Source organism: Weizmannia sp. FSL W8-0676 (assembly GCF_038593015.1).
GTDB lineage: Bacteria > Bacillota > Bacilli > Bacillales > Bacillaceae_C > Weizmannia > Weizmannia coagulans.
The window spans coordinates 1772312-1792492 of the sequence record NZ_CP151954.1 but is presented as its reverse complement, the minus strand read 5'-3'; the positions used below and the strand labels follow the sequence as shown (position 1 = coordinate 1792492).

General features: G+C 49.3%; 23 protein-coding genes. All 23 read left to right on the top strand.

The window, feature by feature from the left end; all coding sequences use genetic code 11:
• The first annotated feature begins 34 nt into the window (after nt 1-34).
• A complete protein-coding gene (gene efp, locus NST20_RS08790) occupies nt 35-592 on the top strand; it encodes an elongation factor P (protein WP_013859621.1) in 558 nt (185 codons plus the stop codon).
• A 208-nt stretch (nt 593-800) separates the two neighbouring features.
• Nucleotides 801-1727 carry a stage III sporulation protein AA gene (spoIIIAA, locus tag NST20_RS08785; protein ID WP_118497731.1) on the top strand — a complete coding sequence of 309 codons (927 nt, stop codon included), beginning with the start codon at nt 801-803 and terminating at the stop codon, nt 1725-1727.
• The gene (gene spoIIIAB, locus NST20_RS08780) at nt 1720-2235 is read left to right on the top strand and encodes a stage III sporulation protein SpoIIIAB (RefSeq protein ID WP_017553541.1); all 516 of its coding nucleotides are present in this window, start codon (nt 1720-1722) and stop codon (nt 2233-2235) included. The genes spoIIIAA and spoIIIAB overlap by 8 nt, the downstream gene beginning before the upstream one ends.
• 30 nt (nt 2236-2265) lie before the next feature.
• Nucleotides 2266-2469: a stage III sporulation protein AC gene (gene spoIIIAC, locus NST20_RS08775; RefSeq protein WP_013859618.1), complete on the top strand. Its 204-nt coding sequence runs from the start codon at nt 2266-2268 to the stop codon at nt 2467-2469.
• Between the two features lie 34 nt (nt 2470-2503).
• Nucleotides 2504-2893 carry a stage III sporulation protein AD gene (gene spoIIIAD, locus NST20_RS08770; protein WP_017553540.1) on the top strand — a complete coding sequence of 130 codons (390 nt, stop codon included), beginning with the start codon at nt 2504-2506 and terminating at the stop codon, nt 2891-2893.
• 4 nt (nt 2894-2897) lie between these two features.
• Nucleotides 2898-4094 carry a stage III sporulation protein AE gene (spoIIIAE, locus tag NST20_RS08765; protein WP_328194432.1) on the top strand — a complete coding sequence of 399 codons (1197 nt, stop codon included), beginning with the start codon at nt 2898-2900 and terminating at the stop codon, nt 4092-4094.
• Nucleotides 4095-4107: 13 nt separating this feature from the next.
• Nucleotides 4108-4749 (top strand): stage III sporulation protein AF, encoded by a 642-nt coding sequence (gene spoIIIAF / locus NST20_RS08760; protein ID WP_029142200.1) that lies wholly within the window; start codon nt 4108-4110, stop codon nt 4747-4749.
• Complete coding sequence (gene spoIIIAG, locus NST20_RS08755; protein ID WP_013859614.1) at nt 4739-5392, top strand: stage III sporulation protein AG; 654 nt, start codon at nt 4739-4741, stop codon at nt 5390-5392. Before spoIIIAF ends, spoIIIAG begins: the two co-directional genes overlap by 11 nt.
• An 11-nt stretch (nt 5393-5403) precedes the next feature.
• On the top strand, nt 5404-5946 hold the full coding sequence (locus NST20_RS08750; RefSeq protein WP_013859613.1) for a SpoIIIAH-like family protein: 543 nt from the start codon (nt 5404-5406) through the stop codon (nt 5944-5946).
• Nucleotides 5947-6255: 309 nt separating this feature from the next.
• Nucleotides 6256-6738: an acetyl-CoA carboxylase biotin carboxyl carrier protein gene (accB, locus tag NST20_RS08745; RefSeq protein WP_017553537.1), complete on the top strand. Its 483-nt coding sequence runs from the start codon at nt 6256-6258 to the stop codon at nt 6736-6738.
• Between the two features lie 13 nt (nt 6739-6751).
• Nucleotides 6752-8101 (top strand): acetyl-CoA carboxylase biotin carboxylase subunit, encoded by a 1350-nt coding sequence (gene accC / locus NST20_RS08740; RefSeq protein ID WP_017553536.1) that lies wholly within the window; start codon nt 6752-6754, stop codon nt 8099-8101.
• A 25-nt stretch (nt 8102-8126) separates the two neighbouring features.
• Nucleotides 8127-8537, top strand: a complete 411-nt coding sequence (locus NST20_RS08735; protein WP_013859610.1) for an Asp23/Gls24 family envelope stress response protein — start codon at nt 8127-8129, stop codon at nt 8535-8537.
• A 106-nt stretch (nt 8538-8643) separates the two neighbouring features.
• Nucleotides 8644-9039, top strand: coding sequence for a transcription antitermination factor NusB (gene nusB, locus NST20_RS08730; RefSeq protein ID WP_026104799.1), 396 nt, complete (start codon nt 8644-8646; stop codon nt 9037-9039).
• A 13-nt stretch (nt 9040-9052) separates the two neighbouring features.
• A complete protein-coding gene (folD, locus tag NST20_RS08725; RefSeq protein ID WP_013859608.1) occupies nt 9053-9904 on the top strand; it encodes a bifunctional methylenetetrahydrofolate dehydrogenase/methenyltetrahydrofolate cyclohydrolase FolD in 852 nt (283 codons plus the stop codon).
• 163 nt (nt 9905-10067) lie between these two features.
• A complete protein-coding gene (gene xseA / locus NST20_RS08720; protein ID WP_013859606.1) occupies nt 10068-11408 on the top strand; it encodes an exodeoxyribonuclease VII large subunit in 1341 nt (446 codons plus the stop codon).
• Nucleotides 11401-11628 carry an exodeoxyribonuclease VII small subunit gene (locus NST20_RS08715; RefSeq protein ID WP_013859605.1) on the top strand — a complete coding sequence of 76 codons (228 nt, stop codon included), beginning with the start codon at nt 11401-11403 and terminating at the stop codon, nt 11626-11628. Before xseA ends, NST20_RS08715 begins: the two co-directional genes overlap by 8 nt.
• 2 nt (nt 11629-11630) lie before the next feature.
• Complete coding sequence (locus NST20_RS08710) at nt 11631-12500, top strand: polyprenyl synthetase family protein (RefSeq protein ID WP_342399298.1); 870 nt, start codon at nt 11631-11633, stop codon at nt 12498-12500.
• 146 nt (nt 12501-12646) lie between these two features.
• Nucleotides 12647-14548: a 1-deoxy-D-xylulose-5-phosphate synthase gene (dxs, locus tag NST20_RS08705; RefSeq protein WP_118497729.1), complete on the top strand. Its 1902-nt coding sequence runs from the start codon at nt 12647-12649 to the stop codon at nt 14546-14548.
• Nucleotides 14549-15373, top strand: coding sequence for a TlyA family RNA methyltransferase (locus NST20_RS08700; RefSeq protein WP_013859602.1), 825 nt, complete (start codon nt 14549-14551; stop codon nt 15371-15373).
• Nucleotides 15374-15536: 163 nt separating this feature from the next.
• Complete coding sequence (gene argR, locus NST20_RS08695; RefSeq protein ID WP_013859601.1) at nt 15537-15986, top strand: transcriptional regulator ArgR; 450 nt, start codon at nt 15537-15539, stop codon at nt 15984-15986.
• A gap of 17 nt (nt 15987-16003) precedes the next feature.
• A complete protein-coding gene (recN, locus tag NST20_RS08690) occupies nt 16004-17707 on the top strand; it encodes a DNA repair protein RecN (protein ID WP_061575201.1) in 1704 nt (567 codons plus the stop codon).
• Between the two features lie 179 nt (nt 17708-17886).
• A complete protein-coding gene (gene spoIVB / locus NST20_RS08685; protein WP_019720618.1) occupies nt 17887-19170 on the top strand; it encodes a SpoIVB peptidase in 1284 nt (427 codons plus the stop codon).
• A 166-nt stretch (nt 19171-19336) separates the two neighbouring features.
• On the top strand, nt 19337-20122 hold the full coding sequence (spo0A, locus tag NST20_RS08680; protein ID WP_017553057.1) for a sporulation transcription factor Spo0A: 786 nt from the start codon (nt 19337-19339) through the stop codon (nt 20120-20122).
• Nucleotides 20123-20181 lie beyond the last annotated feature (59 nt).

Sequence of the window (20181 nt, the reverse complement as noted above, 5' to 3'; positions counted from 1 at the left end):
ACAGGGGATCGAATGAACATGTAGGAGGAAAAATATGATTTCAGTAAACGATTTTCGCACCGGCTTAACGATTGAAGTGGACGGCGGCATCTGGCGCGTCCTCGATTTCCAGCATGTTAAGCCGGGAAAAGGCGCCGCTTTTGTGCGCTCGAAGCTTCGCAATTTGCGTACCGGCGCTATCCAGGAAAAAACGTTCCGTGCCGGCGAAAAAGTTGAAAGGGCACAGATCGACAACCGGAGAATGCAGTATTTATATGCAAACGGCGACCAGCACGTATTTATGGATACGGAAACGTATGAACAAATCGAGCTGAGCAGCGCCCAAATTAAAGATGAGCTGCAATACTTGCTGGAAAACATGGAAGTGCAAATGATCATGTACCAGGGAGAAACGCTCGGCATTGAACTCCCCAATACGGTCACACTGACAGTTACCCATACGGAACCGGGGGTAAAGGGCGATACGGCAACAGGCGGGTCCAAACCGGCCACGCTTGAAACCGGCCTGACGGTACAGGTGCCTTTCTTTGTCAATGAAGGCGATAAAGTGATCATCAATACAACGGACGGTTCATACGTGTCCCGTGCCTGATTTCTTTGAAAAAAGCTTGGCGTCCCAAACGGCGCCAAGCTTTTTTGCTTTTCCGGCAAGAGACAGGCAAAAATAAGTTTACATAATAATGTTATAAATAACTTAAACTTTCAGCATCTGCCTCGCTTCTTTGTCATAGTTTTCAAACCCGGCGAATAGATTGTACTATCCATGAACCAAACTGTATGTTTTGAAAGCAGGGATGAAGATGGAAGATTTGCTGGGCATTTTGCCGAAAACCTTATCCAAACAGCTGGAAAAGTTGGGGGACATGCTCGAAGATGTGGAAGAAATCCGCATCCGCGTAAACCGCCCGCTTGAAATTACTTCAAAAGGAATCCCGCATTTTTTGCGCTATACGCCAACGGAGAGCGATGCTGAGCAGCTGATCAACCGGCTTGCGAATTTCTCTTTTTACGCCCTTGAAGAAGAGCTGAAAAAGGGATACGTCACGATCAGCGGCGGGCACCGTGTCGGATTCGCGGGGAAAGTCATTCTTGAAAATGGACAAGTAAAGGCGATCCGCTATTTTTCATCTTTTAATATCCGGATTGCCCGGGAAAAAATCGGGACTGCGGATCCTTATCTTTTCGCCCTTCACAACGGGCGCTGGCTGTCCGCGATGATCATCGGGGCGCCCCAGACCGGAAAAACGACTTTTTTAAGGGATATCGCGCGGCTGATTTCAAGCGGCATCCCGGAACGCGGGATTTCGCCTGCCAAAGTGGGGATTGTCGACGAACGGTCTGAAATTGCCGGCTGCGTCCACGGCATCCCGCAACTCCATTTCGGGCCAAGGGTCGATGTGCTGGATGCCTGTCCGAAAGCGGAAGGGATGATGATGCTGATCCGGTCGATGAGCCCGGATGTCATTGTCGTGGATGAGATCGGCCGCGAAGAAGATGCGGCGGCGATTATGGAGGCGGTAAATGCGGGCATTTCGCTCGTCATGACAACGCACGGGGAAAACTTCCGGGATATCCAAAAACGCCCGATTTTAAAGAAAATCCTCGAATCGTATGCGTTTGACCGCTTTCTCGAACTGTCGCGGGGGAGCCGGCCGGGAAGGGTAACAGCGGTCCGCGATGCGGAAGGGAACATCATCCGTACCGGTGAAGGTGTTTCCCGTGCTTAAACTTTTTGGAGCAGCACTGATTGTGCTCGCCACCAGTTTCATCGGCTTTGAGGCAGCAAAACGGTTAAGCGAACGCCCCCGCCAGCTGAGAATTTTTCAAAACGCGCTTCAGGCACTGGAAGTGGAAATCATGTACGGGCATACCCCGCTGCATGAAGCGGCAAGAAAACTATCAGGCCAGCTCCCGGATCCGGCTGCCGCCTTCTTCCGTTCCTTTGCCAGCCAGTTGACCACATTGGAAACAACGGTCAAAGAAGCGTGGGAAAAAAGCCTTGACGGAATTTGGAAACTGACGGCCCTGAAAGAAAACGAGTATGAAGTATTGCGGCAGCTCGGGGAAAACCTGGGCAAACATGACCGCTATACCGAGCAAAAGCAGCTGCTCCTGACCCTTTCACATTTAGAAAGGGAAGAAAAAGAAGCGCACGAAAGGCAGCTCCGCTATGAAAAAATGGCAAAAAGCCTTGGCGTCCTCACGGGTTTACTGATCGCTATTTTACTGATCTAAAGTCTCACGGATCATATTGGGGGAAAAGCAATGGGCATTGATGTGGACATCATTTTTAAAATTGCCGGGGTCGGGATTGTTGTGGCATTTCTCCACACGATTCTGGACCAGGTCGGCAAAAAAGAATATGCGCAATGGGTCACGCTTCTCGGTTTTCTTTACATTTTGTTTTTAGTGGCATCCATCGTAGGGGATTTGTTTTCCAAAATCAAAACGGTCTTTCTTTTTCAATAAGCCGGGAAAAAAGGGGGGATTTCCCATTGAAATTTTGCAAATTGCGGGTGTGGCGCTCATCACGACTTTCCTTGCGCTCATATTAAAAGAGCAGAAACCGAATTTTGCCTTTTTGCTGACGCTTTTTGCCGGCTGTTTTATTTTTCTTTTTCTGGTGGACAAGATATACGAAATCATCCACCTGCTGCAAAAAATTGCCCAAAAAGGGAATGTCGACACGATGTATATCGAAACGATCCTGAAAATCATCGGCGTCGCTTATATTGCCGATTTTGCAGCCAATATTACAAAAGATGCCGGGCAGGGGGCACTTGCGGCAAAGGTGGAGCTGGCCGGCAAAATCATTATTTTGACAATGGCCATCCCCATTCTTACCGTGCTGATCGAAACGATTGTCAATCTCGTTCCGCGTGCAGGGAGTTGAGGATATGGGGCACAAAAAAATATGCATCGCACTTTTCATTCTGTTTGCCTTCTGTTTCTTCGCACAGTCGGCATCCGCCGCTTCGGAAAATACGGACAAACAGGAGAATATTCCGGAAAAAATGGTCGATGAACAATTGAATCAATTGGACTTATCAGAACTGAAAAACTACTGGGACGACATTGTCAGCAAATACGGCGGATACTTGCCGGAAAGCCAGAAAGGGAGCTTTATGGATTTTATGAAAGGCGAGAAGCATTTTTCCTTGCAAGCCTGGCTGAAAGGGCTGCTTTCGTATATTTTCCAGGAGCTGCTGATCAACGCAAAACTATTAGGCTCCCTTATCATCCTTACGATTTTAAGCATCCTGCTGGAAAACCTGCATCATTCATTCCAGCAAGGGACGATCAGCAAAATTGCGTACGCGGTTGTTTTCATGGTGCTCGTCATTATTGCCCTGAACAGTTTTCATGTCGCCCTTCAATACGCGCTTGAGGCGATCCGGACAATGAAAGGTTTTATCCTGGCGCTGATGCCGCTCTTGCTGGCTGTGCTTTCCACATCAGGCGGCGCCGGCTCGGCAGCCTTTTTTCACCCGGCCATTATTTTTCTCTCCAGCACAAGCGGCATGCTGGTCGAGATCATCGTGCTGCCGCTTCTGCTGCTTTCAACACTCTTAGGCGTCGTCAGCACCCTCTCGGAACAGCATAAAGCAACACAGCTGGCCGGTCTGTTGCGCAATATCGGGATCGGCATACTCGGCGCTTTTATGGCTGTGTTTTTAGGCGCCTTGTCCGTTCAGGGGACGGCAACGGCGGTGATGGACGGGCTTGCGGTCCGTACCGCAAAATTTGTGACCGGCAATTTTGTCCCGGTTGTCGGGCGGATGCTGACGGATGCCGCCGATACGGTGATCAGCGCTTCCGTCCTTTTGAAAAATACGCTCGGCATTGCCGGGGTTGCCATTGTGCTGCTCATTGCGGCGTTTCCAGCCATCAAAATTTTCGCCATGTCGTTCATGTTCAAGCTTGCTTCCGCCCTTTTGCAGCCGCTCGGCGGGGGGCCGGTCATCAGCTGCCTTGATATCATCAGCAAAAACATGCTGTACGTATTTGCCGCCCTCGCGATTGTGACCATCATGTTTTTTCTCAGCATTACGATCATCGTTACGGCGGGCAATCTTACGATGATGATGCGTTAAGGGGGGAGACCTTGTGGACGTTTTGACAAAATGGGTGCTGAACATCATCATTTTTATCCTTTTGGCGGCCATAACGGACATGCTTCTGCCCGACTCCGGGATGCGGAAATATACAAAGCTTGTGACCGGGCTTTTGCTCATTGCCATTATTGTCACACCGATATTCCGGCTTTTTTCCGCCGATCCTGCCATTTGGATGGAAAAATTGGGGAATTCCGGAATTTCAAGCCCGTCTGCGGAAGAAAATGCGCTTGAAACGAAGAAAAAAGAAATAAATGCCATACAGCAGGAATATACATTACAACAAATGGCTGTCCAACTGAAGCAAGATGCGGAAGGGGAGGTAGAGGAAGCGTTTGGAAAATCAATTTCAAAAATCACGGTCGAGTGGAAAGACGGGGCCAAAAGCGGGGATCTTACCGCTTTAAAAGCTTCGGATGTAAAAAAAGTCCGTGTCTATCTGAAAGCGCAAAACGAAAAAGAAGCTGTTGCTGCCGTTAAACCGGTTGAAATCGGGGCGGATAAACAAACAGAAAAACAAAGCACACGCGAGCAGCAATCGATCATTGCCATGTTGTCGAACCGCTGGAAAATCAATAAAGAAAAAATTGATCTCCGTTTCGAAGGGGGGCTTGAAAACGAAAATGGATCGTAACCAGGGACCGTTCAAAAAACTGAAAGAAAAATGGCTGCCATCTGGCCCGCCTGATAAAAAGAAAAAGCTTGTGCTGTTAACCGTACTACTGATTTCCGGTCTCGGGATGATGTTTATCAATGACCTTTTCGGACATTCAAGCGAAAAAAACGAAGCGCTGACTGCATCTTCACCCGTAAAAACGGCAGGCGGAAAAGGGACAGCCGCATTCGGTGCAGGCACTTCCAAAAAATCAAAATCGATCTCCACGTACGAAAACCAATATGAGAAAGAACTGAAAAGCATTCTGGAACAAATCAAGGGCGTCGGCTCCGTAAACGTACGGGTGAATGTGGCCGCATCAGAAAGCAAAGTGTATGAGAAAAACGCCACCATCCGGAATGAAACAACAACCGAAACAGATAAAAACGGCGGGGAACGGAAAATTGACAGCATTTCAAAGGATGATAAAGTCGTCATCGTCCAAAACGGGGACAAGGAAGTGCCCCTTGTAACGGAAACAAGGAAGCCAGAGATCACAGGGGTGTTAGTCGTTTGCAGCGGCGGCGGCGATGTCTCCATCCAAAAATCGGTAAAAGAAGCTGTTGCAAGCGCCCTTGACATCGCAAGTTACCGTGTTTCCGTCATGCCAAAAAAAGAATGAGGAGGATGGGTATGCTTTTGAAAAAACAAACAGTCTGGCTGTTGACCATGTTAAGCCTTGTTGTGGTTTTGTCCGTGTACTATGTGACGGCGGAACCGAAAACAACGAATCAGGTTACCCGGCAAGAGAAAGAAAAGGAATCGGCGGCAACAAAGGAAAAGGCTTCCGGTTCGCAAAAAATCAAACTGACAACAAAGTCTGCCAGTGATGAAGTGTTTGAGACGCTCCGCCTTGAGCGGCAGGATGAAATGAGCAAAAAGCAGGAAGAACTGACCAATAAACTTGCATCGACCGACCTGACGCCGGATGAAAAAAGCAAGGCGATGGATGAAATGAAAAAATTGACGGAGACGGCGAATAAAGAACAGGTTTTAGAAAGCCTGATCAAAGCAAAAGGATATGAGGATGCGCTCGTTCAGGCGGACGGCGATGAAGTGGTCGTAACCGTCAAATCGAAAAAGCATGATAAAGCGGCTGCAAATGAGATTGTCAAGCTTGTGAACCAGGAGTTGGGCAATACGCCAAAACTGGCTGTGGAATTTCAGACAAATTAAGAAAAGCCAGAATAGGGGGCGGTTACAGCCCTTTTTTCTGTGCGGAATAACAAGGGGGCCCCGCTTTTTTGCCGGGCTTTTTTCTATATTTAAAAAATGATTGAAAAATAGATTTGCGCGTGATTTTAAATTTCCGTAAAACGCTTCATTCCTTTTGCTCCAAGCAGGGAAGGGCATTTTTGCAACGTGCCGGAAATCCGTTTTTTATACAAATCATTGAATTTTTGCCTCCGGTTATCGTATGATATGGATAGTTATTCATAAATTGTTAACAATTTTGGAAGCTGAAAAAACGAAGGAGTGTCATATATGCTAAAAGTAGAGGAAATCCAGGCTTTGATCGAGCTTGTGGACCGTTCAAACCTCGATGAATTTGAATTTGAAAATGACGGGACCGTCATCAAAATGAAGAAAAACACCGGCGTTCAAGTCATTGAACGCCCGGTGCGCGAAATGGCCCAGGTTTCCGCACCCCCGCAAATGCCTGCTGAGCCCCGCCAGCTTGCAGAAAACCTGCAGCCTGAAGCCCCGGCGCAAGCAGCCGACGAAAATCTGCATAAAATCGTGTCGCCGATGGTCGGCACCTTTTACCAGGCGGGTTCCCCGGAAGATGAACCGTATGTGCAAATCGGCTCCAAAGTCAGCCCGAATACGGTTGTATGCATGATTGAAGCGATGAAGCTGTTTAACGAAATCGAAGCGGAAGTGGAAGGCGAAATTGTAGATATCCTCGTCAAAGACGGGCAGCTGGTTGAATTTGGCCAGCCGTTATTTTTGGTAAAGACAAAGTAAGGAGCGGACTTTCATGATTAAAAAAGTTTTGATTGCAAACCGGGGCGAAATTGCGGTCCGGATTATTCGTGCCTGCCGCGACCTCGGGATCGAAGCCGTTGCCGTTTATTCGGAAGCGGACAAAAATGCGCTGCATGTCCAGCTTGCCGATGAAGCGTACTGCATCGGCCCGAAAGCATCGAAAGACAGTTATTTAAATTTTGCCAACATCATCAGCGCAGCAACTTTGACAGGCTGTGACGCGATCCATCCCGGTTACGGATTCCTTGCCGAAAATGCCGATTTTGCCGAGCTTTGCCGAGAATGCAATATTGAGTTTATCGGGCCAAGCCCGGAAGCCATTGCGAAAATGGGCGCGAAAGATGTGGCACGCGAAACCATGAAAAAAGCGGGCGTGCCGATTGTCCCGGGTTCGGACGGGCTTGTAAAAGATGCAGAAGAAGCAAAAGTAGTCGCACAAAGAATCGGCTATCCGGTGATTATTAAGGCAACGGCCGGCGGCGGCGGCAAAGGGATCCGCGTGGCCTTGAATGATGAAGAGCTTGTAAAAGGCATCCACATCACCCAGCAGGAAGCCGCGACTGCTTTCGGCAACCCGGGTGTTTACCTTGAAAAATATATTGAAGACTTCCGCCATGTTGAAATCCAGGTCATGGCTGACAAATTCGGCAATGTGATCCACCTGGGCGAACGGGATTGCACCATCCAGCGGCGGCTGCAAAAACTGCTTGAAGAATCCCCGTCCCCGGCGCTATCGAGCGAAATGCGCGAAGAAATGGGGCAGGCTGCCGTGAAAGCGGCAAAAGCTGTTGACTATACGGGGGCCGGCACAATCGAGTTTATTTTCGACCACCGCAACCAGAAGTTTTACTTTATGGAAATGAATACCCGCATCCAGGTGGAACACCCGGTTACAGAAATGGTCACCGGCGTGGATCTCGTCAAAGAACAGATCCTTGTGGCATCCGGTGAACCGTTATCCTTAAAGCAGGATGAGGTCACATGGAGCGGCTGGGCAATCGAATGCCGAATCAATGCCGAAAATCCTGAAAAGAATTTTATGCCGTCTGCGGGCAAAATTAATTTTTATCTGCCGCCGGGCGGGATCGGCATCCGCGTGGAATCGGCCGTATATCCGGGTTACAGCATTCCGCCGTATTATGATTCCATGATTGCCAAGCTCATTGCCTACGGGGCGACGCGCGATGAGGCAATTGCCCGCATGAGGCGCGCGCTCAGCGAATTTGCCGTGGAAGGCGTCCACACAACGATTCCGTTCCATCAGCGCCTCCTCGAGCATGAAGTTTTTGTCGAAGGGGATTTCAACACGAAATTCCTTGAAAAATATGATGTAATGAAATAACGTGTAAATAGAGGAGGTGTTGAAGATGGCAGAAGATAACCAAATGTTGGAGATGCATCATGATGAAGACGGCCTCGGAAAAGTGGAAATTGCCCCTGAGGTGATTGAAGTTATTGCGGGCATTGCTGCTTCCGAAGTCGAGGGGGTTGCCCAAATGCGCGGCAATTTCGCAAGCGGCGTTGTGGAGCGCCTTGGAAGGAAAAACCACGGAAAAGGCGTAAAAGTGGAACTGAATGATGACGGCATTAAAGTCGATGTCTATTGCACCATGAATTTTGGCGTTTCCATTCCGGCAGTTGCCCAGGAAGTCCAGGATAATATCCGCCAGGCTTTGCTCAATATGACAGCCCTGGAAGCGTCTGAAGTGAATATTCATATTGTCGGCATTCAATTTGATACGCAAAAAGCGGAGCCTGAATTTCAGGCGGAAGAGTAAGAGAAAAAGGGTCCGGGCAAAGCGTCCTGGCCTTTTTTTGGTCCTGCCTTTCTGTTACAATAAAAGCATGCGAATTTGAGCTTTTTAAAGGAGTTACTGCCGAATGATGAAAAGAAGAACCGCCCGCGAAAAAGCGCTTCAGGCTTTATTCCAGATGGATATGAATGAAGCGAGCCCGGAGGATGCGATCCGGAATGCGCTGGACGGGCAGGAAAGTGATGATTATCTGGAGAAATTGGTAAACGGAACGGCAACACATCTCGCGAAAATCGACGCCATGGTCAGCCGGCATCTTGAAAATTGGACGCTTGACAGGCTTGCAAAAGTGGAACTCAATATTTTGCGCCTTGCCGCTTACGAACTGATGTATGCGGAAGATGTGCCCGCTAATGTGGCAATCAACGAAGCGCTCGAAATTGCCAAACGGTTTGCAGATGAAAAATCCGCCAAATTTATTAACGGCGTTTTGAATCAAATGAAAGACTCGATTGAATCTAAGTAACGGGGGATGGATAATGGAAGCGGAAATCATTGACGGAAAACAACTGGCCGAAGCACTCAGAAAAGAGATAAAGGCGGAAGTGGAGCAGCTAACGCAACAGGGGATTACCCCGGGGCTTGCCGTCATATTAGTCGGAAACGATCCGGCTTCACGTACATACGTCAAAAACAAAGAAAAAGCGTGCCGCGCGCTCGGGATGAAATCCGTTTTAATCGAGCTTCCCGGGGACGTGCCGGAACAGGCATTGCTCGGACATATTGCAACCTTAAATGAAGATCCTGACATTCATGGGATTCTCGTCCAGCTTCCTTTGCCGCCCCATATCAATGCGCAAAAGATCGTGGAAGCGATCAGCCCAGAGAAAGATGTGGACGGTTTCCATCCGGTAAATATCGGAAGGATGATGACGGGCCAGGACGCTTTTTTGCCTTGCACCCCCCACGGGATTTTAAAGATGGTGAAGTCAAAGGGCATCCGGATCGAAGGAAAGCATGTTGTCGTGATCGGCCGCAGCAATATTGTCGGCAAACCATGCGGCCAGCTGTTCCTCAATGAAAATGCGACCGTCACATACTGCCATTCCAAAACGGCGGATTTAAAATCTTTCACCCGCCAGGCGGATATTTTGGTCAGCGCTGTCGGCAAAGCGAAATTCATCAAAGCGGATTTTGTCAAAGCGGGTGCTGCTGTCATTGATGTCGGGATGAACCGTGACGAGTCCGGGAAGCTGTGCGGGGATGTGGACTTTAATGAAGTAAAGGAAAAAGCTTCCTATATTACTCCTGTCCCGGGCGGCGTAGGGCCAATGACGATTACCATGCTGCTTTCCAATACAGTAAAAGCCGCAAAACGCTTGCGCCGTTAAACAGGCTGCCCTGCCGCCACGGCATTTTTTCCCGGAAAGCCGCTTTTTGTCCGGAAGTGTGCCGGGGGGCATTTGTGCGGGAAGCAGGCCGCATTAAAAGAAAGCTGACTTCCGGCGGGAAGGCAGCTTTCTTCATGCATGAGAAAGGTGGTGGAAAAAGGCTTTGCAATATTTATCCGTACACACGCTGACAAAATATATCAAACGGAAATTTGACGCGGACCCTTATTTAAACGATATCCATGTAAAAGGGGAAATTTCCAATTTCAAACGGCATTCAAGCGGCCATATGTATTTTACGTTAAAAGATGAAAAAGCGAGGCTGCTTTCGGTCATGTTTGCTTCTGCAAACCGGACGTTGAAGTTTATGCCGGAAAACGGCATGAAAGTGCTCGCCACGGGATCCGTATCTGTTTATGAAGCAGGCGGCAGTTACCAGCTGTATGTGAAAAGCATGCAGCCTGACGGAATCGGCGCACTTTATCTTGCTTTTGAACAGCTCAAAGAAAAACTGGAGAAAGAGGGCCTGTTTCAAAACCGCCGACCCATCCCGGCTTACCCAAAAGTCATCGGGGTGATCACATCGCCGACAGGGGCTGCTGTCCGCGATATCATCACCACCATCAGGCGGAGATATCCGGTCGCTGAAATCATTTTACATCCGGCCCTTGTCCAGGGGGAAAATGCTGCCCCTTCGATTGTAAAGGCAATTGAACAGGCAAACCGGATCGGCAGAGCGGATGTGCTGATTGTCGGAAGGGGCGGCGGCTCCATCGAAGAACTGTGGGCTTTTAATGAAGAAATAACGGCCCGGGCGATCTTTGCGTCAAATATCCCGGTGATTTCTGCTGTCGGGCATGAGACGGATTTTACGATCGCCGATTTTGTGGCAGACTTGCGGGCGCCGACGCCGACTGCTGCAGCTGAACTTGCCGTTCCCCATATTGATGACGTGCGGGAAAAAATATTATATTTGCAGACGCGCCTAATACGGAACATGCGGGAGAAAGTGCGCCATGAAAAAAGCCGGCTTGTTTACCTCGAACGGTCGCCCGTTTTTACAAATCCTTACCGGCTCATCCGCCAGCAAATGGAGCAAGCCGACCGCCTTACAGACCGCCTGCACAGAGAAGCGGGGCGCTTAATCGGTACAGCGGAGGAACAAACCCGCAATCTGCACGGCCGGCTTTTGCGCAACCGGCCTGAACAGAAACTGCTGCAGGCGCGGCGGAATTTCACAAGCCTAGAAGCAAACCTTGTGAAGCAAATGCAAGCGGTTTTGCGGGAGAAACAGCATCGCTTTGCCAAAAATATTTCCGCCCTTGAAGCGCTGAGCCCGTTGAAAGTAATGGAAAGGGGCTACAGCCTGGCCATGGCGGAAGACGGAACGATTCTGAAAAAAACAAGCCAGGCCAAAACGGGTGACACGATCCGGGTCCGGCTGACAGACGGCGGCCTTTTGTGCACGGTGGATGAAATTGAAAGGGGGAAAGAAAATGGCTGATTCATTAACTTTTGAAGAAGCAATGGTGCAACTGGAAGACATTGTCCGGAAACTGGAAGAAGGGGATGTGCCCCTCGAAGAAGCCATTTCCATTTACAAACAGGGAATGGAGCTATCCAAATTACTCCATGGAAAATTGAAAAATGTAGAGGAACAGCTGGCAAAAATTATGTCTGAAGACGGCGAAGAGCAGGATTTTGAGATCCGGGAGGAGGAATAACCGTGCAGAAGCCTGCGTATGATGTGAAAAAAATTGAAAAACACCTGGCACAATATATCGCGGATCTCCATGCGCCGGCTGTATTAAAAGACGCGATGCATTATTCCCTCCAGGCCGGGGGAAAAAGGATCCGCCCCCTTCTTTTGCTGTCAACCGTATCCGCACTCGGCAAACCGGTTGGGCGGGGCATGCAGACCGCGTGTGCAGTCGAGATGCTCCACACTTATTCCCTGATCCATGATGACCTCCCGGCAATGGACGATGATGATTTGCGGAGAGGAAAGCCGACCAACCATAAAGTATTCGGCGAAGCGGTGGCGATTCTTGCCGGCGACGGCCTTTTGACGTACAGTTTCGGGCTGATTGCCGAAGATCCGGGTTTGGATGACGCTTTGAAGGTAAAACTGATTGCGCTCCTTGCAAAATCTGCGGGCCCGGAAGGCATGGTCGCCGGGCAGGTGGCGGATATGGAAGGCGAAAATAAAACACTGACCCTCGGGGAACTGCAATATATCCATGCCCACAAAACCGGCAAACTGCTTCGTTTCAGCGTGCTTGCCGGCGCGTTGATTGGCGGCGCGTCAACAGAGCAGCTGGAAAAATTCGGGCAATTTGCCGATCATCTTGGCCTCGCTTTTCAAATCCGGGATGACATATTGGATATCGAGGGGGAACAGGAAAAAATCGGCAAGCGGGTCGGCAGCGACGAATCCCGCCATAAAAGTACATATCCGGCTCTTTTAACGCTTGAGGGCGCCAAACAAGAACTCAGGCGCCATACCCGCCTTGCAAAGCAGTGCCTCGCAAAAACCGGCGCCGAAACTGGCGCCCTAATGGAACTGACGGGGATGATCGAAACGCGGGACCATTAACGGCCGTTCATTTGGCGCAAAACGAACGGCCGGAACGGCAAAACCGGCGGCGTTTGTTTATGAGGTATTTCTTGTCTAAACGCGTTGATTGTTTATAATAGATGTAAGTGATGCCGTACATTGATGAGGAAAGCGAGTGATCCGCATTGGATCTTGAATCGATCAAGGACCCGTCCTTTTTGAAACAAATGGACATCCCCGCATTGAAACAACTGAGCGCGGAAATCCGCCGTTTTTTGATTGAAACACTGTCTGAGACCGGCGGGCATATCGGGCCGAATCTTGGTGTCGTGGAATTGACGCTTGCCCTGCATAAATGCTTTGACAGCCCAAATGATAAAATCCTCTGGGACGTGGGGCACCAGTCGTATGTGCATAAAATTTTAACCGGCCGGGCCGGAAAGTTCGGTTCATTGCGCCAATACCACGGGCTTTCAGGGTTTCCGAAACGGGACGAAAGCATTCATGATGTCTGGGAAACCGGGCACAGTTCCACTTCCTTGTCCGCCGCGATGGGCATGGCGGTCGCCCGCGATTTAAAAGGAGAAAAATCGTATATTGTCCCGGTGATCGGAGACGGCGCGCTGACCGGCGGCATGGCATTTGAAGCGCTCAACCATATCGGCCATGAAAAACGGGATATCATCGTTGTGCTGAATGACAATGAAATGTCGATTGCCCCGAACGTCGGCGCGCTTCACCAGGTGCTCGGCAAACTGCGGACGGCAAATAAATACCGGCGCGCAAAAGATGAACTGGAGTTCCTGCTGAAAAAAATTCCGGCTGTCGGCGGAAAGCTTGCGGCCACTGCGGAACGGCTGAAAGACTCATTGAAGTATTTGCTTGTCTCCGGTATTTTTTTTGAAGAACTCGGTTTCACTTATTTAGGCCCCGTTGACGGCCATCATTTTGAGGCATTGCTCGAAAATATCCAGTATGCCAAAAAGACGAAAGGCCCGGTTCTTTTGCATGTCATTACCAAAAAAGGAAAAGGGTATGAACCGGCCGAGAACGATACGAAAGGCGCCTGGCACGGCACCGGGCAGTATAAAATTGAAACCGGCGATTTTATCAAACCGGCGGATGCCCCTCCTGCCTGGAGCAAACTCGTCAGTGATACCGTCCTTAGCCTTGCAAAGGAAGATGCGCGCATTGTTGCGGTTACGCCTGCGATGACAGTCGGCTCGAAGCTGGAACGGTTCCAGCAGGAGCTCCCCGAGCGGGTATATGATGTCGGGATTGCCGAGCAGCATGCCGCCACTTTTGCTGCGGGGCTTGCAACCCAGGGCATGAAGCCGTTCCTGGCAATTTATTCGACATTCCTGCAGCGGGCGTATGACCAGGTTGTGCACGACATTTGCCGGCAAAACTTAAATGTTTTCATCGGGATCGACAGGGCGGGCCTTGTCGGTGCGGACGGCGAAACCCACCAGGGCGTGTTTGACATTGCTTTTTTGCGCAGCCTGCCCAATATGGTGTTAATGATGCCAAAAGACGAAAATGAAGGCCGGCATATGGTCTATACGGCTTTAAAATACGACAGCGGGCCGATCGCCATGCGGTTTCCACGCGGCAACGGCCTTGGCGTGGCGCTTGATGAAGAACTGAAGGAAATCCCGCTCGGCACCTGGGAAGTCCTGAAAGAAGGAAATGACGTGTGCATTCTCACATTCGGGACGACGATCCCGATGGCCATGGAAGCAGCGAAATTTTTGCAAAAGCAAGGGGTATCGGTTAAAGTGGTCAATGCGCGCTTTATCAAACCGCTTGATGAAGCGATGCTCGAATCTGTTTTCAACACCGGGATGCCGGTATTGACCGTAGAAGAGGCCGTGCTTGCCGGCGGATTTGGCAGCGCAGTGCTGGAATTTGCGGGTGACCGCGGCTTCTCTGACCGGATCATTCGCCGCATTGGCATTCCCGACCGCTTTGTCGAGCACGGCAGCGTAAAAGAATTGTGGCAGGAAATTGGGCTGACAAAGGACCGGCTGATTCGGGAAGTCCGGCAGATATTGCCTCAAAAACAGCAAAGAAAGGCTTCATTTTAAATGAAAAAAGAACGGGTGGACGTTCTCCTCGTAGAACGCGGATTAATGGAAACAAGAGAAAAAGCAAAAAGGGCGGTAATGGCGGGGCTTGTCTTTTCAAATGAGACCCGCCTTGATAAACCGGGTGAAAAAATTGCTGCAGATGCGCCGCTCATCATAAAAGGGAAGCCCCTTCCGTACGTTTCACGGGGCGGACTGAAACTGGAAAAAGCGTTGGAAGTGTTCGGCCTTGATGTAAAAGGCAAAATTGTCCTCGATATCGGCGCTTCGACCGGGGGGTTTACCGACTGTGCCCTCCAGCACGGCGCCAAAATGTCTTATGCCCTTGATGTCGGTTATAACCAGCTCGCATGGAAGCTGCGCCAGGACGGGCGGGTCGTTGTTATGGAAAGGACAAATTTCCGCTATGTTACCCCACAGGATTTCACAAAGGGCATTCCGGAATTTGCCTCAATTGACGTGTCCTTTATTTCCCTGTCCCTGATCCTCCCGGTATTAAAAACGCTCCTTGCGCCTGGAAGCGATGTTGTCGCCCTGATTAAGCCACAGTTTGAAGCGGGGCGCGGTCAGGTGGGCAAGAAGGGGATTGTAAAAGATAAAAAGGTCCATCGCGAAGTGATTGAAAAAATCATCCAGCTTGCCTTACGGGAAAACTTTTCGGTGGAAAACCTCTCCTTCTCGCCGATTACAGGCGGGGAAGGAAATATTGAATTTTTAATCCACCTCGTCCAGCCCGCCGGCCAAACAGAAGGCGGCGCCAACCGGTTGCGCGTAACCGTAAAAGATGTGGTGGAAGAAGCCCATGCCGCACTCAGGAAGGGATAATTTGGCAGCCTATTGGATAACCGGTAGGCTGTTTTATAATAAAGGCGTTTCGCACCCGGAAAAAAGCCCGTTTACGGATAAAAGCTGCTTGTACATTTGCCTGTAAATGCGCTAACATACAAGTAGATGCATATTTACAAAAGAGCATCCTTGAGGTGAGGATATGAATAAAGGACAGCGCTTGATCAAAATCAGGGAAGTGATTACCAATTATGATATCGAAACACAGGACGAGCTTGTCGAGCATTTGCGGAATGCCGGCTTTAATGTGACACAGGCCACCATTTCAAGGGATATAAAAGAACTTCATCTTGTCAAAGTGCCGCTCAATAACGGCAGGTACAAATACAGCCTGCCTGCCGACCAGCGCTTTAACCCGATGCAGAAACTGAAACGGGCGATGACGGATGCGTTCGTTAGCATTGATACAGCCGGGCACCTGATCGTGTTGAAAACATTGCCCGGCAACGCGCATGCAATCGGCGCTTTGATTGATATTCTGGATTGGGAAGAAATTATCGGCACCTTGTGCGGGGATGATACATGTTTGATCATTTGCAAAAATCACGATGAGACCGAAACGGTTTCGCAACGTTTTTTGGAGTTGCTGTAGAAAGTGGTGATGTTTGATTGCTGCAGGAATTATCGATTAAAAATTTTGCCATTATTGATGCGCTAACCCTCTCATTTGAAGCCGGGCTGACTGTCCTGACAGGGGAGACCGGTGCCGGCAAATCGATTATTATCGATGCGATCCAGCTTTTAACAGGCGGGAGAGGGTCATCGGAGTTTGTCCGGCACGGGGAAAACCGTGCTGAGATTGAGGGTTTATTTCTGGTCGAAGACGGCCATCCGTGTATGGAGCGCGCCCGCGAATTCGGCATTGAGATTGAGGAAGGCATGGTAATTTTGCGGCGCGATATATCGAAAACAGGGAAAAGCGTCTGCCGCATCAACGGAAAACTTGTGACGATTTCGGTGCTGCGCGAAATCGGGTCGACTTTAATTGATATCCACAGCCAGCACGAAACGCAGGAACTGCTGAACGAAACGTACCATCTTCCGCTGCTTGACCAGTACGGGCAAAGCGAGATCGAAACGGCCCTCCTTGATTACGAAAAATTATATAAAAAATACGAAGCCGTTTACGGGCGGTTAAAAAGAATGAATGAAAACGACCAGCAGCTTGCCCAGCGCCTTGACCTCATCCAGTTCCAGCATGAGGAAATCCAAAACGCAGGGCTGAGGCTGCATGAAGACGAGGAATTAGCGGAAGAAAAACGAAAACTCGTCAATTTTGAACGGCTGTTTGAATCATTGAACACGGGGTATGAAGCGCTTGCCGGGGAACAGCACGGCCTCGACTGGCTCAGCCTTGCCATGAGCCATCTTGAAACCGCGGCCGAAGTGGATGGCGGTCTCTCTGACATTTTGGAATCCGTCCAAAGTTGTTTTTATACGCTCGAAGACATGTCCCGCTCGATCCGTTCCCGGCTTGACGGGCTTGAATTTGACCCGGAACGGCTTAACGTGATTGAAGCGCGGCTGAATGAGATTAACCAGTTAAAACGAAAATACGGCAGCACGATCGAAGAAATTCTGGAATACGGGTCCAAAATTGAAGAAGAAATTGAATCGATCGTAAACCGCGACCATCATGTAGAGCTTTTGCAAAAAGAACTGCAGACGGTAAAACGCGATCTTTATTTGGAAGCCAAGCAGCTCAGCGATTTGCGCAAAAAATGGGCAGGAAAGCTGACTGAAAATATCCATTCCGAATTAAAGCAGCTGTATATGGATAAAACAAAGTTTGAAGTCCGTTTTCTTGCCGCTGCTGATGATTATTATGAGGCGGATGACATTCCGTTTAGGCGCGACGGGCTCGATCAGGTTGAATTTTACATCTCCACCAATCCGGGCGAACCGCTTAAACCGCTCGCAAAAACCGCTTCAGGCGGGGAATTGTCGCGGATTATGCTGGCATTAAAAACGATTTTTTCCCGGCACCAGGGGATCACTTCCGTCATTTTCGACGAAGTGGACACCGGCGTAAGCGGCCGCGTAGCACAGGCGATTGCGGAAAAAATTTACCATATCTCGGTCCATTCGCAAGTTCTTTGCATTACCCATCTGCCGCAGGTTGCCGCCATGGCGGACACGCATCTGCTGATCATGAAAGAAACCGAAAAGGGGAGAACGCGGACAAAAGTGAAGCCTTTAGGGCAGGAAGAAAAAATTAAAGAAATCGGCCGCATGATTTCAGGTGTTGAAATGACAGAGCTGACAAGACAGCATGCGAAAGAGCTCCTCGAACTGGCCGAAGCGATAAAATAAGGGTCCGGTCCGCCTATTTGGAAAAATGGTGGAGCCGGACCCTTTCTATCCAGATTGGGCAGCATTTTTCCCGCAGGCACTGTTATATTTAAAACGCTTCAAGGCTAAATTAAAATCATAGCCAAAACAAACAAAGGCTAAACAAACAGGGTGAACCGGAAGCGAGGAGAGTGGAATGTTTGAACTTTGAAAAAATAAGGAAGCTGACAGGCGGATTTCTCCTTGTTTCACTTTTATTATGCGTTTTTTCGCAGCCTTTTCAACAATATCTTCACTTTCCGAAGCAAGTTCGCTTACTGGAAGGCCAGCAAACCGAGCTTTCTAAATCCGCTGCTGCCGCCGTAATGGCAAGCGGAAACAGCGCGGAAATTCATGCGCATCAACATACGGTTTCCATAAAAGGGAAGTCAGCCGGGAAGGAAGAAATGTTTCTTGAACTGGCAGGCATCCCGATCAAAAAAACGAAAGTAGAAGTGCATCCAAATATTAAGATGATTCCCGGCGGCCAGTCGATTGGCGTAAAGCTGAATACGCTCGGCGTCCTTATCGTCGGCCATCACCTTGTGCAGACGGACAAAGGGAAGTTTTCTCCCGGTGAACAGGCCGGAATCGAAGTTGGGGACATGATCCTTGAATTGAACGGGAAAAAAATCGAAAATATGTCCGATATTGCACCGATTGTCCAGCAGGCAGGGGAAACAGGAAAACCGCTCGAGACTGTCATTAAAAGGGATGGACAAACCATCCGGAAAACGATAAAGCCGTTAAAAGATAAAAACGGGCAGTCGTATAAACTCGGGCTTTATATACGGGATTCGGCTGCGGGAATCGGCACGATGACGTTTATCGATCCGAAAACGAAAAAATATGGCGCCCTCGGACATGTCATATCCGACATGGATACAAAAAAACCGATCGTCGTCGAAAAAGGCAGGATTGTCAATTCAGTCGTAACGTCGATTGAAAAAGGCAAAAACGGAAGCCCGGGAGAAAAATTGGCGCGTTTTACCGAAGAAGGTCAAATCGGCAATATAACGAAAAACAGCCCGTTCGGCATTTTTGGACAGCTGGATCCGGACGCAAAAGACAGCACATACGCAAAACCGATGCCGATCGCACTGTCAGACCAGGTAAAGACAGGTCCGGCAAAAATTTTAACGGTTGTGGACGGGAAAAAAGTGGAAGCCTATTCGATTAAAATTGTCAGCTCCATTCCGCAAAAATTTCCGGCAACAAAAGGGATGGTCATCAAAATTACCGACCCGGAATTGCTGAAAAAAACGGGTGGCATTGTCCAGGGAATGAGCGGGAGCCCGATCATCCAGAACGGGCGGCTTGTCGGTGCAGTAACGCATGTGTTTGTCAACGACCCGACATCCGGATACGGCGTCCATATCGAATGGATGCTCCATGAGGCAGGCATTTACGGAGGGGGCAGGTCCCCTTCCGCTTTTAAAGAATAATGCACTTATCTATCATTATAATGCGTGAGGACGTTTTGTCCGGGCGATTTACGGCATCCCGGTTTTCAACAAAAAATAATAAATAAAAAAGCAGGAAATTTTCCGCCATTGTCGAAACTTATTTTTGTACAGAGATATGGCTATTTTTTTGAGGAGGACAGTGGCAGTGAAAAAAATCAGAGTGTTTATTGTAGACGACAACCGTGAACTTGTTCGATTGTTAGAAGATTATATATCCCAGCAGGAAGACATGGAAATTTGCGGAACGGCCTACAGCGGGACGGAATGCCTTGAACGGTTAAAAGAGGCGGACCCCGATATTTTGCTTTTGGATATTATTATGCCACATCTGGACGGGCTCGGCGTGCTCGAGAAACTGAAAGAATCGGCTTATTCCCGGATGCCGAACGTCATCATGCTGACGGCTTTCGGCCAGGAAGATGTGACGAAAAAAGCGGTGGAACTGGGCGCATCCTATTTTGTGCTGAAACCGTTTGATATGGACATGCTTGTTTCGCAAATCCGGCAGACAAGCAAAAAAGGCTCCGTGCTGAAATCATCGCCCGGCTTAGCAGCTTCCAAAGCGGAATCAAAGCCTGTCAATCTCGATGCAAGCATTACGAGCATTATCCATGAAATCGGCGTGCCGGCCCATATTAAAGGCTATATGTATTTACGCGAAGCGATTGCAATGGTGTACAATGATATTGAATTGCTCGGCTCGATTACAAAAGTGTTATACCCCGAAATTGCAAAGAAATACAATACCACTGCCAGCCGTGTTGAGCGCGCCATCCGCCATGCGATAGAAGTGGCATGGAGCAGGGGAAATATCGAATCCATTTCCTCCTTATTCGGTTATACGGTTTCCATGACCAAAGCAAAGCCGACAAACTCCGAGTTCATTGCCATGGTCGCTGATAAACTCCGCCTCGAACACAAAGCTTCCTGAAAGGGAAAGGGAAAGGGGCCGGTGCAGTGAGTTGTACCGGCCGGATCCCGTGCGCAAAA

Bases quoted from the DNA above. Each gene is read 5' to 3' on its own strand.
- efp (WP_013859621.1), top strand. From the start codon at position 35: ATGATTTCAGTAAACGATTTTCGCACCGGCTTAACGATTGAAGTGGAC.
- spoIIIAA (WP_118497731.1), top strand. From the start codon at position 801: ATGGAAGATTTGCTGGGCATTTTGCCGAAAACCTTATCCAAACAGCTG.
- spoIIIAC (WP_013859618.1), top strand. From the start codon at position 2,266: ATGGGCATTGATGTGGACATCATTTTTAAAATTGCCGGGGTCGGGATT.
- spoIIIAE (WP_328194432.1), top strand. From the start codon at position 2,898: ATGGGGCACAAAAAAATATGCATCGCACTTTTCATTCTGTTTGCCTTC.
- spoIIIAG (WP_013859614.1), top strand. From the start codon at position 4,739: ATGGATCGTAACCAGGGACCGTTCAAAAAACTGAAAGAAAAATGGCTG.
- NST20_RS08750 (WP_013859613.1), top strand. From the start codon at position 5,404: ATGCTTTTGAAAAAACAAACAGTCTGGCTGTTGACCATGTTAAGCCTT.
- accB (WP_017553537.1), top strand. From the start codon at position 6,256: ATGCTAAAAGTAGAGGAAATCCAGGCTTTGATCGAGCTTGTGGACCGT.
- accC (WP_017553536.1), top strand. From the start codon at position 6,752: ATGATTAAAAAAGTTTTGATTGCAAACCGGGGCGAAATTGCGGTCCGG.
- NST20_RS08735 (WP_013859610.1), top strand. From the start codon at position 8,127: ATGGCAGAAGATAACCAAATGTTGGAGATGCATCATGATGAAGACGGC.
- nusB (WP_026104799.1), top strand. From the start codon at position 8,644: ATGAAAAGAAGAACCGCCCGCGAAAAAGCGCTTCAGGCTTTATTCCAG.
- folD (WP_013859608.1), top strand. From the start codon at position 9,053: ATGGAAGCGGAAATCATTGACGGAAAACAACTGGCCGAAGCACTCAGA.
- NST20_RS08715 (WP_013859605.1), top strand. From the start codon at position 11,401: ATGGCTGATTCATTAACTTTTGAAGAAGCAATGGTGCAACTGGAAGAC.
- NST20_RS08700 (WP_013859602.1), top strand. From the start codon at position 14,549: ATGAAAAAAGAACGGGTGGACGTTCTCCTCGTAGAACGCGGATTAATG.
- argR (WP_013859601.1), top strand. From the start codon at position 15,537: ATGAATAAAGGACAGCGCTTGATCAAAATCAGGGAAGTGATTACCAAT.